Here is a 13634-nt window from a genome sequence, read left to right on the forward strand (position 1 = left end):
GGAGAAAACTTCCGCCGCCGTTCCGGCATTGCACATCCTCCAATCCAGACCAGACCTTATTAGGCCCACTGTCCGAAAAGTGGGAGGCGCGCCAAGCTGACTGACCTGGTTGGAAAGGCGGTGGTGTCCTCATGAGCACGGGACACCACCGGTCGCTGCCGTGCTAGCAGCGCCACCAGCTGGCAATCGCCACTGCGGTTGCGGCGAAGGCACTGTAGGTGGCCGGGTCAGCCATCAACGAGAACAAGCTTCTCCTTAAGCGGGTGTTTTTCGGGGATGTGATCTGGCCTCACGACAGGGTGGCAAGACCAGCGCCGCAGAACGTAGCGGCACCCGTTCGGGATGGCAAGGCGCCTAGATTTTACCGCCGGAAACAGTCCAGGCCTCCCGAGCACACCCCGGGTAGAGCCTCGCAGCGCTCACCTGCACGAATGGCGGTCCCCACATGGGCGAACCGCGCACACCGAGTAAACAGTCTCGTTCACCCTGAAGAGTGGAGTTTCCTACTGTCCGCTTGCCGGATGTGGAATTACGGCAGTGTCTTCACTGTCCGCGCGGGCCTGTGGCAGCGATGAGCCGAGTCCTGCGGCGAGTTCGTCAAGCCGGGCTTGAAGTCGGTCGGCCTTGGTGTGCTGGCCGCGGCCGCGGTAAAAAGCCACGGCCTTGTTCCAGGCGTCGCGTGCCGGGACGGCCTCGCCCTGGTCGCGCAGGAGGGCGCCGTAGGTTTCCAGGGCGCGGGCTTGGCCGGTCGCGTTGTGGGCTCGCTCGGACATTTCGACCGCGTCCCGGGCGAGCCGAATCGCCGCAGTACCGTCACTGGTCGCCTGGGCGAGTTGTGCTCGGACGACGCAGAGCTTCATCGTGGCGGTCAGGTCGCCGTGGTTGGCGGACTCGTCGAGGGCGTACTCGCAATGTCGCCGCGCGAGCTCGAAGCGCCGGCTGAGGGTGTGGAGGGAGGCCAGCGCGGTGTGCGCGGCGATCTTCCCCGAGGTGTCGCCTTCGGCTGTGCGGAGGTCGAGCGCGCGGCCGTAGTGGGTGATCGCCTGGTCGTACTGGTCGAGGTCGGTGAGGATGTCACCGAGGTAGTGCTCGGCTTTGGCTTCGCGGACGGGGTTGTGGAGTTCCCGGGCCTGGACGATGCACTTTTGGCAGATCGCCACGGCTTCAGCCGGTCTCGCTTGCTGCCTGTGCAGCCGGGCGAGGTTGATGTTGATGGTGAGTAGCCCGAGGGCGATGTCGTGTCTGGTCGCGAGTTCGAGCGCCTCACCCAGGTAGCGCTGTGCATGCTGGGTTTCCCCGAGGTTCAGGTACATTTCGCCGAGGTCGTTGAGGGTCGCGGCCTCTGCCATGACGTCGCCGACGACTCTCGCCGACCGCGCAGCGATGCTCAGACCATGTGTCGTGTCCGCGTACCAGCCACACTGCTCCCAGGTGTCGGCGAGCAGGTGCGGGAGGGCGATGGCGTAGTCGTGGAGGCCATGGCGGGCGGCTTCGCTGATCAGTGCCGACAGGTTGCGTCGTTCGTCGCGAACCCATTGCGTTGCGCCTGCGGTGGTCGAGAACCGGGTGGGCACGATTCCTGGTTCGGCCGGGAGCAGCGGCGGCTGATCGCTGTGCGGGTACGCCATCTGCTGGGCCAGCACGGCCGTCTGCAGGTAGTGCGAAAGCAGGCGACGCAGCGGTTGCAGATCGGCGGCGTCCGGGGTCAGCGACCGCGCGTAAAGATGGAATATGTCGGGAATCTGGTAGCGATCGGGTGCGCCGTCCTGGTCGAGGAGATGCCAGGCGACGAGAGTGTCGAGTGCGCGGAGCGTGTCGCGTCGAGGGTGCTCTGCGGCCGAAAGGAGGGCGTCGGCGTGAATGTCGGTGCCCGGGTGCTTGCCAAAGAGCCGGAAGACTGCTTGGGCATTGGCGTCGAGTGCCAGGTATGAGGAGGAGAAGGCGTTCAGCAGGCTGGTGTCATCCCCGTCGTCGCCGATGTTGAGCAGCATCTCCGGGTCGCGGACTTGGTCGAGCATCGTCGAGAGCCTGGTTCGGGGGCGGCTCGCCGCCCGCTGGCCGACGAGGGTCAAGGCCAGCGGGAGACCGTCGCACAGCTGCGCGAGAGCATGAGCGGCTTCGGGCTCGTCATCGGCGCGGGCACGCAAGCGCCGGTTGAGCAACACGAACGCCTGCTCGTCGTCAAGGCGACCGAGCGCGAGCGTAGGAATCCCGTGCCGGCGCGCGACTGAGTGGAGCGGGCTGCGCGACGTGAGCATCACCGTGGATGACTCGAAGAGGCTGACCAGTTCCTCGGCCTGTGCGGAACTGCGGGCATTGTCCAACACCGTCAGCAGCCGTGGCCGCTGCGCGAGATGGTCGCGGAGGTACGCGGCCCGGGCAGTCGGGCTGACGAGATGGTCAACGGGGAAACCGAGTGCGGTGAGGATCAGGTCGACGACGTCGTCGGGATCGCGTTCGGCGGCCGGGCCGAACCCCTGGAGGTCGATGTAGATGATGCCGTCGGGGAACGAGCCGACGGCACCGTGCGCCCACTGCACAGCGAGACTGGTCTTCCCGATCCCGGGCGGCCCCGTGATGATGGTGACCGGCGCGTGATCTTCGCCATCGGCGAGGAGGAGTTGATCGAGCGCCTGCAGGGTTTCTGCGCGGCCCACGAAACCACGCACCGCGCGCGGAAGTCCGATACGGATCGGCGCTGACGCCTGCCGCCGAGTCGTAGTGCGTATCGACGGACGGGGTTCCGCCGGCTGAGCGCCGGCGCGATTGTGGTGGGTGAGAAGTGTGGCCGCCGCGTCCGCGTCTCCGTCTTCGCGGAACGCCGAGCGGGCGGATCGGCGGAAGGCCTCTGCTTCACGCGGACGACGAGCGGCGTACAGGGCGTCGAGGCGGAGCAAGACGAAGATGAGCTGCTTGGCGTAGTCGGCCGGTAGCTCGTCCAGCTTCCGCAACGCTTCCTCGGGCTGGCCGAGAGTCAACAATTCGGTGACGAGAAAGCTGTATGCGGGAGTCCACTCCGACCTGATGGCCCCGACGCGCCAATCCTGTGCCGTTGACGTCGAAATACCCGTAAGTGGCTCGTCTCGCCAGAGTGATAGGGCTGCACGTGCGAGGTCACGTGCACGTTCATGGTCTCTGGCATTGCTGAGGTGTCGAGCTTTGACAATTTCGTTGCGGAAGACATGATAATCCACGAGATTCGGGTTGATCTCGAGCTGGTAGCCACCGTTGACGGCGCGGACGACAGCCGGGTGGTCCGCACCGTCAAGGGCTTGGCGGAGCCGGGTGACCGCCTTGTACAGGGCATCTTTGGGGCTGGTTGGTGCTGCTTCGTCGTTCCAAACCCAGGACAGGAGCGCGCGCTGGGAGAACCTGCGGCCGGGCTGAGTGAGCAGAGCCGCCAGCAGGTGACGAGCCTGTGGCGGCGCCCAGTTCTCGGCCATCTTCCCGTGCATGCGCACTGTAGTCGGCCCGAGAATTCCGTAGGCGATCTCCATTTCGCCGTACCTCCCCCGGTGGCGTCTGGGTAGTTTCGCATCGTTTTGATGAAACGGCGAGGACGGCAAAATAACGATCGACGGGCGTCCGGATTATGGCTGGGAAATGTCCGCCGGTTGTCAGTCAGCGGGAAGGTCTTCGGCAGGTGAGCCCCGCACGCTCGATCTCGTCGGGTGAGGACGAGCGCAGGGGGCGACAGTGGAACAGGATTTGTGGGTGCGTGGTCCGATCGGGCTCGACGCGAGTACGCGGGTCACGCGGCCTGGGTGCCGGGCCGTACTGGTAGTGGTCCCGACGGTCACTGCGGGGACCCGTTTGGTGGATCTGGTGTCGCTGGTCGAGACCGATCTCCGCGTGCAGGTGATGTTCACCGTACCGCAGACGACCGACCGTTGGCAGGGCGTCAGCGAGTTCGTGCGCGGCCTGGGTGGGCTGGTGCTGCCGTGGTCTCAAGCCGTGGCGCACCGGTTCGATCTGATCTTGGCGGCCAGCCACCGGCATCTGAACCAGCTGCACGGTCCGATCCTGCTGATCGGGCACGGCGCCGGTGAAGTGAGACCTCGCCGGCACAGCCGCAAGGCCGGGGGCGCGACCCAGCCGACGACCGGTCTTGACCGCGAGCTGCTGACCTTCCGCGGGCGAGTGCTGCCCGCGCTGCTCGGGTTGGGAACGGACGACGAGCTCGAGCTGTTGCGCGATCGCTGCCCGGAAGCTCTGCCTCGGGCCGTGGTTGCCGGTGATATCTGCCTGGACCGCATGCGCGCGAGCTACCACCTTCGCGAGCGGTACCGGACTGCTCTGGGGGTGCAGTCGGCGCGGAAGCTGGTCGTGATCAGTACGACCTGGTTCACCGATTCCGCGTTCGGCCAGTTGCCTCACCTGGGCCGAGCTGTCGTGGATTCGCTGCCTGCTAAGCGGTTCGCGGTCGCCGCGGTGCTGCACCCGAACGTGTGGGCGGTGCACGGGCGACGGCAGGTCAGCGCATGGCTGGCGGACGCCATGGAAGCCGGGCTCATGGTGGTGCCACCGGAAGCCGGCTGGCAGGCGACGATGATCGCCGCCGACTGGGTGATCGGTGACCACGGCTCGACCACCGGTTACGCGGCTGCCATCGGCACGCCGGTGACCGTGGCCTCCGCACCCGAGGGCTCACCGCAGAAAGGAAGCGTCGCTGACGTCGTGCGCACGCTCGCGCCGACGCTGCGATGGGACCGCTCGCTGTCGAACCAGGCCACGGAAGCGCGCGGCGGCGCCCAGCGTCTCTCGGGCACAGTGACCGAAGCGATCAGTTCCCGGGTCGATCGCGCAGCCGGCATTTTGCGAGCGGAGCTGTATCGGCTTCTCGAGCTGTCCGAACCGCAGTCGCCCGCGAGGTTGCCGCTGCTTCCGCTGCCCGACCCGATCGCGGGCTGGGCAGCGTGACCGGCTACCGGTACGAGGCAGCGACCTGCGGATCACGTGCGACCGAGGGTGGGGTGCTCGGTGCCTGGCGAGTATGGGTTTCGCGGGGACGGAGGATGAGCAGACGTGAGAAAGGCGTCTGGTTTCTGGTGGCCGATTCGGTCTCGGCTCCAGAACGATGGCGTGCTCGCGCGGACATCGTGGTCTGCGCCGAACGTTCTTCGCTACTGCACACTGCCAGGTGCGTTGAGGAAACCGCAGACCGATACCCCGGAGCTGCGGCGGTCATTGCGCCGTACCGCAACGATCTGGTGGCCGCATGTGCCAGGGGGCCGGCGCGGGGAACGCTACTGGTCTCCGGGGTGGGATCGCGCTTCGGCACTGGCCTCGTCGGTCCCGGCGTCAGGGAGAGCTGTGGTCTCGCCCGAGATCCGGTCAGCCTCGGCCCGATGGTCGTTCGCTTGCTCGAGGTCGCCCTGGCGGGTCTCGAGGTCGGCGAGGATGCGCAGGATCTCGGCCGTGTAGTGCGGTGAGTCGAGACCGCGGACGATGCTCAGCGCGTCGAGTAACTGTTCTCGGGCTTGCCCGTAGAAGCCACCCCGATCGTGCATCTGGGCGAGCGCGGTGACTGCACGTGCGTACTGGTTCGCGTCGCCGGCGGCGGCCATGGTGTCTGCCGCGGCGGCGAGTTCCAGCTCCGCCTCCGCATACCGTCCGACGCCGGCGAGCAGCTGACCTCGACGCCGCCGTGCGAGCGCGACACCACGAGGCAGGTCCAGCGCTTCATGCAGCTCAGCGCTGCGTTGATAAAGCTCCAGCGCCTGATCCACGTCCCCGCGGCGCTTTGCCGCCCGGGCCAGACGAGACGTGGCAGTGGCCAGCGTGGGACCGTCGTTTTCTCGCTGGCCGATTTCGAGCGCCAACGCGTGTTCTGCGTCTGCTTCGGCGTAGCGTTTCTGCTGGTCCAGGGCGTATCCGACCTGACTTCTCAGCCTCGCCTCAACCAAGGGAAGCCCACACCGATGTGCGGCCTCGATCCCGTGTGCGTTGGTCGCGAGGAACGGCTCGTAGTCCCTGTGGTGGAGGAAGAAGCCCCACGATGCTTCGCACAGCTGCCACGTCACGTCGTCCCATCCGCGGTGCCACCCCTCCCGGATCACAGCCTGAATCACCGCGCGGTCACGACGCCACCACTGCAGGGCCAGCTCCCGATCCGGGAAGACTTCCTCGACTGGCTCTGTCGAGCGGGCAAACCGCGGGCGGAATGGATGGATGAGCTCGTCGGCAGCCAGAACCCGCCGCAAGTACCACGTCGTGTACGCGCGCGTGATCTTCGTCCGCTCGGCAGGAGTCGTTTCACGCTCCCCACGGACGTGAGCGTCGTGGCGGACGACGTCGTGCTGCGTCAGCACGTCATCCGGTAGCTCTGTCATCAGGTTCGATTCGAGCAACTCGTCGATCTCGGGGTCCAGCTCATGGGCCGCCACCTCGCGCACATGCGCGAGCGCAGCGATCGGCTGGTGTGGGCCGGGAAGGAGACCGCAGAGCCGGTAGAGCCGAGCCGCTCCGGCGCTCATCGAGTTGTAGGACTCGTCGAAGATCGCGGTGAGCATCGTCTTGTCGGTGGGGTGGGAAGTCACCTCAGTGCGACTGCGAACCTCTCGTGTGAGGCTTCGCCCAGGGCGGGTACGAAGCCGAGCGCCCGCGATCGTCAAAGCGAGGGGAAGGCCCGCGCACAGCTCGAGCAGAGCGTCGACTGCCGACGGGTCGGCTTCGAGGCGACCGTGGCCGGCGCGCGTGCTGAGCAGGGTGCGCGCTGGGGCCGCCGGGAGCGGATCCACGTCCACGATCTCGGCGCCGTCGACGGCGAGGCTGCCCAGCCTGGAGCGGCTGGTGACCACGACCACCGCCGTGCGCGATGCCGGCAGCAGAGGGCGAACCTGTGACGCCGCGACCGCATCGTCGAGCAGAATGGCCAATTCACAGTCAAGAGTCACGGAGCGGAACAAGGCGGCCCGCTGCCCCGATTGCGCTGGGATGTCGTCGGTGGCGACGCCGAGCGAGGTGAGGAAGCCATGCAGGATCGTATCCACGGATTCGTTGTCATCAGCCACGAAGCTGGAGTACAGGATTCCGTCCGGAAAGTGGTCACGGCGCCGGTCGAGCCACGTCGTGGCGAGTGCGGTCTTGCCAACCCCGCCGACGCCCGTGAGGACCACTACCAAAGGACGATGGTGCCGTCCTTCGCACAGTTCATCCAGCCGTTCAAGCTCCTCATCGCGGCCCACCAGGTCGGCAGGAACTGGTCGGAGCTGAACGGGCCCTCTTCGCCTGTGATGCTCGTGAGGCGTAGCGAGACTTTTGTGAAATGAGTTAACCACGGCCCCCTCCCGACGGTCTCCCTCCACCTTTCCTACCGGAAAAACTGCCTTCAAGGAAACTGATGTGGGAGAGTCCACACGAAATCGGGACAACTATCCACTGTGTACGGAATGAAACGCCAACCGCTGATCGGTGGCAGCCTGTGCGGCCATTGAGCGGCAGCAAGTGCTCCAGTTGCCCGACACCGAGTTCGACAGGCCTTGATCAGCCGTCGATTCCCGTCTCATTGTCGCTCGCTTGCCTTCTCCCGATCGGTTCAGGTCGCCGGCGATTCGGCGGCTGCTCAGGGTCGATCACGAGGACTGCGAGCGACATCGTGCACCAGTGACCGTCGAAGCAGACGGGGAAGGTCTTCTGTGTGGGGCTGTACTGCTGATAAGGCATGACGATGCCGTGTTGCTTGCCTTCTTCGGGGCAGTGCACGACGGTGCCGATCAGCAGCAGATGGGTGCTGCCTGGAACGAGGCTGCTGTCCATTCCCTCGTGGCTGGTGTTCGTCATGGTCTCGTCCGTGAGCAGTGCGAGGCTCTGGCGCATTGCGATGTCGTGGGGGATGACAGGGGTTCAGAGGTTGTGGAGGCCGTCGAGGACGCGTTTCATCTGGTGCAGCACGTCGCGGTCGTCGGGTTCGCGTTGTACGGCGTTCTGGCGGAACATCTCGGCCTCATCGCTGCTGAAATGTGTGCGGAGGGTGTCGGCGACCTGATTGCTGAGCTGGTCGGGTGGAGAAGTGAACGAGCGCGGCGAGCAGGGGACGCGGTCGGCCGGGAGCATCGCGATGGCTGGCAGGAGATGCAGTGGCACCACGGGCGGCTCGGAGATGGATGAGTCCGCCGGGCCACGTGGAGATTCGTGAACACGGGACAGCGGGACGGTCGGTCGGTCGCGGTCAGAGGTTGGCGGGTTCGCTGACTCGAGGCGCGTGTTGGGAAGCCGAGGCGGGGGTTGTCTGACGTGTGCAGGGGATGCCGACCTGTCGGATGTCACGATGGTTTCGACCTCGGCGCACTGACATGCCGAACAGGTGCAGTCCTGGCGGACCAGTTGAACGAGTCGGCCGTGGACGCGGACGGGTGAATCCCGCGTAAGGAGGGGCACGTGCTCGCGCGGTCGGCCGACGTGGCGACCGTGGCGGCAGGCCCTGCACAGAAATGTTTGCGGCAACCAATTCAGCGCTGTCGCAGCGGACGGGTTCCACACACCAAGACTTACGCGTACGCCGTCGAGGCGATGAGCAATTGGCTTGGCCAGGCCCGGTGGCTGTTCACGGGCTGGTTTCCAGCTCGCGGAGCTGTTTGGTGATGAGCTCGCAGGTCTCGGCGCGTGAGAGCGCGCGTTGGGCGAGGTGTTCGAAGCGTGCGTTGTACACCGTGGCGGCGTCCTCGGTGACGAGGAAGATCGTGGTGCCCGAATGCCGCAGAGCGACGGTGGGTAGCTGTTTCTTCTGCCGGTACATGGTGAAGCCTTCGAGATCTTCGGCATCATCGACGATGCGAAGGTTCGACGAGGGCTTGGTGAGATACGAGAGCAGCCGATGGTGCTGAGCGATCGAGGATTCGCGGCGGATCGCGGGATGGCACAGCGCGCGCCGACCGATGAGCCACTCGGGCTCAGGCGGGAGATCCCGTTGGCGGACGTCAGGTTCGGCGGTGAGGTCGAACAACCGTGCTTCCGGGCTGTTGTCGGGCGCCGTCGTGTATTCCAGCATGTCCCAGGTGTAGGACGGTTCCTGTAGCGACAGGGGGACAAACGACGGGCTCCACCCCTGGACCGCCGATGACGCGCGTTCGTAGACGCGCTCGATGTGCGCCGACCAAGTGGGGCGGTGCTCCGCGTAGACGGTGTCGTGCGCGTGCACAGCCAGGCTCCGTAGGCGACTGGCTTCGCCCTGCGGCAACCTGAGCAACCCGAACACGTACGACGCTGTGTCGGGTGTCGGGATGCGGCTGCCGAGTTCCCAGTGGCACAGCAGACTCGGCGAGAGGCCGGCTTTACGTGCGAGTTCACGAATGCCCCACCGGGCCGCCAGCCGTGCGGCTCGGAGTTCGGCGCCGATGACGATGGCAGCCGGAAGTGGGGCTTGATAGTTCGGAGTGTGCATTGCGGAGGTTCCTGACGGGGTAAGGAGTTAAGGCGGTGCACCTTCGCTGTATGACAGGCCCTTCGCCCTGCCGATGCGTAGGTCAGGGGATGTTCGGGCCGGTCGCCAGTGGGGGTCGCTATCGCTTGCGCAGTCCGCGGATCCGCTGTGCCGGGCGCGGATTCTCTGCCGCGGGAGGAGCGGTCTGCGGCTCGTTCACCACGCCGGTTTCGAGGTCGGCGGCGTAGCTGTGCAGGATTTCGGCGGTGTCGGCGAGCTGCTCGGCGACACCGCGCACGGTGGCCAGTGTCGCGCGACCGTTGATCAAGGCGTCGGTGAGTTGAAGTGATTACAGGCAGGCTCGGTTGAGCGCTGCCGTCGCCAGGTTGGTGCTGAGGTCCATGAGGTCGTCCCGGCTCGGTGGTCGTGGTTTAGGTGAAGGTGGGGAATCGAGGTTCTGGAGTCCTTTGAGGACGCGAACGAGGAAAGCGAGGTAGGGATCTTCGGCGAGAGCGAGGTCGTGGGCCGTGGGCCACGCCGGGGAGGTCTCCTCGGCAGGTGGCTCCGCCCCGAGGCAGTCGCGGTCCACGTGCCATCCCCACCCAACTCTCTGTGCTACCCCGCTGCGGTGACAGCGCACCGCGCAGGCTTGGAGATCCGTTACGTTCCAGGTGTCGGTGTCCGGCACACCGCCGACCGGTCGGCTTGAGCGTTGCGTCGGCCGAAGTCCCCTCCAGCGGCCTGGTTTCTGCCCAGTCGCCGGTGGCGCGTGGAGGGGACTGCCCGTCGGGGCGTCATTTCGGCAGCTCCGGCAGGTGGCTGAAGGCGCTGGTGTAGCTGCGCGCGATGACCTCTGGCAGCGAGATCTCCAGTGTTCGGCACGTGATGGTCAGGGCGACGACCGGGATGGCCCGGAAGCCGTGTTCCCAGCTCGCGATTCGTTCGGGTGAGTACTGCACCCCGGAGCGTTGGATCAGCTGCTGGCGAGTCCATCCACGTTCGGAGCGGGCGAGGTGGAGCTCCGTCCCGACTCCGGTGAGGAAAGTCTTCGAGGCTTCGGCGAAGCTTGGGCCGCGGGGGTCCATCCCGGTTGCGCCCCGGATCGGGCGTGTCGGCGCGTCGCCTGCGAGCGCATCGAGGCCGTGTTCGAGGAAGCGCTGGATCCAGCGGCGGACGGTGGAGATGGAGACTCCGGCCAGCGCCGCGCCCTCGGCGAGGGGTGAGCCCGAGAACCAGCTTTGTACGGCGACGGCGCGGAGCCGGAGCGTGAGGTCCGCGGCCTGCGATCCTCTTTCCAGTTCTTCGCGCTGGTCGGAGGTCAGGACTCGGCGCGGGTTCACCGCAGTACCGGCGAGGACAGGGGGTGCCACCCCATCAGCTGGGCGAGGATTCGCTCCACATCGAGCAATTCGGCCCTCAGCTGGATGTAGGCGGTGAACTGCTGCTCGGCGGGGACGCTGACCCATGCCGAGCGCCACACCGCGATGCGATCCAGTGCCTCGGTGACGAGTTGCGCGGCCGGGTCTTCGCGGGCCAGCATGCCGGACGCGGTGACGAGCACCCGGTGCTTCGCCCGAAACTCGCGCAAGCTCGCTCCGCGGTCCTGATGCGGTGGTTGCAGCATCGGGAAGTCGACGAGTGCGTGACGAGCGCGGTCGATGACGGCTTTGCGGCACAGGCGTTTCACCCACCTCATGCGCACTCCCGCGTGCTGGCTGTGGGGCTCATTCGCATGCTCGTCGGCGCAGAGCGACGACGACGCCACGATCGACGGCGCAGGCGATGGCGTCCGCGCGGCGTAGCCGAGCCGATTCGATCGGCCACGGCCGGCAGGTTCTCGGTGAGGCACGCTGTCAGGCAGGCGCGACACTCGGCTCCGGGCGGCATGTGCGCGACGTCGAGGGGAAAGTCGGTCCCGCAGACGCCGCGGCTCCACCCGTCCATCCTGACGAGGACGGTCTGGCGCATCTGCTCGTCGGTCACCGCGTGGTCGTTGCCGCTGGAAGCCGAACGGACCCAGCTGACCGGCGCACTGCCGCAGCGGCGCGGGCGCGCGTTCAGGGGAAGCATTCGAGGCTCCTTCCAGGTGGTGGGTGGCAGCGGAGACGGGCGACCCGACTCGAGGCCCTCGCGGGTGCGGCTTCGGGGGAGTGCCACGCGAGGTTCGAGCCAGGCCAGGGCCCGGCTCCGCTGCCGGTTCAGGGCCGGCGTCGCCGGATCAGGGGACGTTCGTGGCTGCCGCGGAGTCGAGGTGCGCGGCATGGGCGCGCAGGGCCTCGGCGACCTTCCGGCACTGGGCGCTGTCGAAGAAGGCGGCCTCGCCCGGAGGGGAGGTCAGGGCGACTTTCCGAGATCCAGTCGGGCGGATCGTGACGATCTTGGGCCGACCGAAGGAGTCGCGGCAATCGATCGTGGTCACCGCCGGTGAAGTCGGTCGGGTCTCGCTGTCCATTGCAGCCTCCGTCGTCGTGTCGGGAATCACGTCTGGTGGAAACTATGATCAATGGAAAACGAAATCTGTGCAACATCTACCGATGGGAATTCCCATAACCACTCGTATGGGTTACTGGGGATGTTTCGCGGGTCCCGTAGTCTCAACCGCGAGCAGCAGGGAGAGGAGGCCTTGGTGGCCGATGAAGCCAAGCCGGTTCCGAACATCCGTACGCGGCGCATCGCTCAGGCCATCGCAGCCTGGCGTGAGGAGAGTGGCCAGACCCTCGAAGAAGTGGCCAGCGGGGCGGGATGGTCGAAGTCGAAGCAATCGCGCCTGGAGAACGCTGCGGGGCCGATCACGCCGGTCGACGTCGTCACGCTGGCGATGCACTTCCGTCGCCCCGTCAAGGAACGGGAATCGCTCTTCCAGGACGCCCAGACGGCACAGACAAAGCAGTGGTGGGACCAGATCTCGGCCGACGCCTTCGCTGCGGACGTCCGCAGCTACGTCGCACTCGAAGCCGAGGCGGAAGAGGTTCGCACCTTCAAGATCGACGTGATCCCGGGGCTGTTCCAGACCGAGTCGTACGCCCGAGCCATGGAGTACGCGGCGCTGTTTCCCGAGGATCAGGATGCTGACGGGGTGGCTGCGGCGGTCGAAGAGCGGGTTGGCGCTCGCATCCAACGTCAATCCCGTCTGACCGATGACACACCGCTGCGTGTGCGTGCGATTCTTGCGGAGGCTGCACTGCGCAACCAGGTCGGCGGGACAGAGGTGTGGCGTGAGCAGCTGCAGCGGCTGGCCGAGCTGATGACCTTGCCCAACGTGGAAATCCGCTTTCAACGCCCGGAAGACGGCGCGTACCTTGCCATGGGGCAGCCCTTCAGCCTGCTGACCTTCGCGAAGGGCGTCTCAGAGGTTGGGTATGTGGAACTTCGGCGTGTCGGGGTCTACCTGGAGAAGGACGCCGAGGTGCGTGAGCAGATCCGCACGTTCGACGTGATGTGGGAGTCGGCGGCGGGTCCGGATGCATCCGCGAAGCTGCTTGCAGGGATCATCGAAGGTATCGATCCCTGACCGACTGGAGACTGGGCATGTACGACGAAGGTGCGGCGTCCGCCGTGTGGAGGAAAAGCAGTTACAGCGTTGGCCAGAACGAGTGTGTCGAGGTTGCCGTGCTGACTGACAGTGCGGCGGTGCGTGACACCAAGGACCGTGCGTCGGGCCAGTTCATGGTCGCGCGGGCGGCTTGGACAGCGTTTCTCGAGCGCGTCTCGCAGTAGCGGCATCACGAGGCGGTGGGAAGCTCCGGTGCCGGCCGGGTGCTTCCCACCGCTGCGCCGTTTGAGGGTTACCGGCGGCTCGCGCCCACGGGCCAGACCACGGCCACCGGGATGCCGCGTTCGCGTGCGGCTTCGACGACGTCGGCTGTGCCGCCGTGTCCGCCGGAGGGGTCGCCGTCCCAGACAGCGATCATGCTGTCGACAGTGTCGAGGACATGTTCGCTGGCGGCCATGTACGCGGCTCGGTTGGGCTCGTCGAACGGCATAGTGGTGACCGACGTGGCCTTGGCGAGAAGTTCGTCGAACTCGGCGAGGTTGTCGGGTTTGACCTTCCGTTCGCGGTAGGCGGCTGCGGGGAGCACGACTTCGAGGGCGCCGCCGAGTTCGTGTACGACGCGGGCGAAGACTTGGTCGGCGCCGCGGGCCAGGCAGGTCACGCCGACGATGTCGTCAGGCTGCTGGCCGACGAGAGCGTTCTTGATTCCGCGGGCGACGAGGGGGGTGGCGTCCTCGGCCAGGTTGGAGTGCCCGGTGATTCCGATGCGTGGCACGAGGT

14 protein-coding genes are annotated in these 13634 nt (G+C 66.5%); 3 read left to right on the top strand and 11 right to left on the bottom strand.

The window, feature by feature from the left end; all coding sequences use genetic code 11:
* Positions 1-503: 503 nt before the first annotated feature.
* Positions 504-3497 (bottom strand): tetratricopeptide repeat protein, encoded by a 2994-nt coding sequence (locus tag AB0878_RS46215; protein ID WP_366589224.1) that lies wholly within the window; start codon positions 3495-3497, stop codon positions 504-506.
* 319 nt (positions 3498-3816) lie between these two features.
* Here AB0878_RS46215 and AB0878_RS46220 point away from each other — a divergent pair, with 319 nt between their 5' ends.
* Positions 3817-4920, top strand: coding sequence for a hypothetical protein (locus AB0878_RS46220; RefSeq protein WP_366589226.1), 1104 nt, complete (start codon positions 3817-3819; stop codon positions 4918-4920).
* Between the two features lie 326 nt (positions 4921-5246).
* Here the strand turns inward: AB0878_RS46220 and AB0878_RS46225 are convergent, their stop codons facing one another.
* The 9 genes from AB0878_RS46225 to AB0878_RS46265 all read right to left on the bottom strand — a co-directional run bounded on the left by AB0878_RS46225 (position 5247) and on the right by AB0878_RS46265 (position 11813).
* Entirely contained in the window at positions 5247-7187 is a 1941-nt protein-coding gene (locus AB0878_RS46225; protein ID WP_366589228.1) for a tetratricopeptide repeat protein, read from the bottom strand.
* Positions 7188-7485: 298 nt separating this feature from the next.
* On the bottom strand, positions 7486-7782 hold the full coding sequence (locus tag AB0878_RS46230) for a hypothetical protein (RefSeq protein WP_366589230.1): 297 nt from the start codon (positions 7780-7782) through the stop codon (positions 7486-7488).
* 63 nt (positions 7783-7845) lie between these two features.
* Positions 7846-8085 (bottom strand): hypothetical protein, encoded by a 240-nt coding sequence (locus tag AB0878_RS46235; protein WP_366589232.1) that lies wholly within the window; start codon positions 8083-8085, stop codon positions 7846-7848.
* A 460-nt stretch (positions 8086-8545) separates the two neighbouring features.
* A complete protein-coding gene (locus AB0878_RS46240) occupies positions 8546-9382 on the bottom strand; it encodes a Scr1 family TA system antitoxin-like transcriptional regulator (RefSeq protein WP_366589234.1) in 837 nt (278 codons plus the stop codon).
* A 118-nt stretch (positions 9383-9500) separates the two neighbouring features.
* Complete coding sequence (locus tag AB0878_RS46245; protein ID WP_366589236.1) at positions 9501-9659, bottom strand: hypothetical protein; 159 nt, start codon at positions 9657-9659, stop codon at positions 9501-9503.
* A 496-nt stretch (positions 9660-10155) separates the two neighbouring features.
* Entirely contained in the window at positions 10156-10701 is a 546-nt protein-coding gene (locus AB0878_RS46250) for a helix-turn-helix domain-containing protein (RefSeq protein ID WP_366589239.1), read from the bottom strand.
* Complete coding sequence (locus AB0878_RS46255; RefSeq protein ID WP_366589241.1) at positions 10698-11048, bottom strand: hypothetical protein; 351 nt, start codon at positions 11046-11048, stop codon at positions 10698-10700. Before AB0878_RS46255 ends, AB0878_RS46250 begins: the two co-directional genes overlap by 4 nt.
* Before the next feature lie 5 nt (positions 11049-11053).
* Complete coding sequence (locus tag AB0878_RS46260; RefSeq protein WP_366589244.1) at positions 11054-11431, bottom strand: hypothetical protein; 378 nt, start codon at positions 11429-11431, stop codon at positions 11054-11056.
* Between the two features lie 148 nt (positions 11432-11579).
* Positions 11580-11813, bottom strand: a complete 234-nt coding sequence (locus AB0878_RS46265; RefSeq protein ID WP_366589246.1) for a hypothetical protein — start codon at positions 11811-11813, stop codon at positions 11580-11582.
* Positions 11814-11987: 174 nt separating this feature from the next.
* Here AB0878_RS46265 and AB0878_RS46270 point away from each other — a divergent pair, with 174 nt between their 5' ends.
* Both AB0878_RS46270 and AB0878_RS46275 read left to right on the top strand, forming a co-directional pair.
* Complete coding sequence (locus AB0878_RS46270) at positions 11988-12872, top strand: helix-turn-helix transcriptional regulator (RefSeq protein ID WP_366589249.1); 885 nt, start codon at positions 11988-11990, stop codon at positions 12870-12872.
* Positions 12873-12889: 17 nt separating this feature from the next.
* On the top strand, positions 12890-13078 hold the full coding sequence (locus AB0878_RS46275) for a DUF397 domain-containing protein (RefSeq protein ID WP_366589251.1): 189 nt from the start codon (positions 12890-12892) through the stop codon (positions 13076-13078).
* A 68-nt stretch (positions 13079-13146) separates the two neighbouring features.
* On the opposite strand, the gene AB0878_RS46280 is transcribed toward AB0878_RS46275, so the two are convergent.
* Complete coding sequence (locus AB0878_RS46280; RefSeq protein WP_366589254.1) at positions 13147-13629, bottom strand: hypothetical protein; 483 nt, start codon at positions 13627-13629, stop codon at positions 13147-13149.
* Between the last annotated feature and the right edge of the window lie 5 nt (positions 13630-13634).

Origin of the sequence: Amycolatopsis sp. NPDC047767 (assembly GCF_040704195.1) — a bacterium.
GTDB lineage: Bacteria > Actinomycetota > Actinomycetes > Mycobacteriales > Pseudonocardiaceae > Amycolatopsis.

Coding starts and splice junctions, on each gene's coding strand:
- AB0878_RS46215 (WP_366589224.1), bottom strand. CDS start 3,497: ATGGAGATCGCCTACGGAATTCTCGGGCCGACTACAGTGCGCATGCAC.
- AB0878_RS46230 (WP_366589230.1), bottom strand. CDS start 7,782: ATGACGAACACCAGCCACGAGGGAATGGACAGCAGCCTCGTTCCAGGC.
- AB0878_RS46240 (WP_366589234.1), bottom strand. CDS start 9,382: ATGCACACTCCGAACTATCAAGCCCCACTTCCGGCTGCCATCGTCATC.
- AB0878_RS46260 (WP_366589244.1), bottom strand. CDS start 11,431: ATGCTTCCCCTGAACGCGCGCCCGCGCCGCTGCGGCAGTGCGCCGGTC.
- AB0878_RS46265 (WP_366589246.1), bottom strand. CDS start 11,813: ATGGACAGCGAGACCCGACCGACTTCACCGGCGGTGACCACGATCGAT.
- AB0878_RS46275 (WP_366589251.1), top strand. CDS start 12,890: ATGTACGACGAAGGTGCGGCGTCCGCCGTGTGGAGGAAAAGCAGTTAC.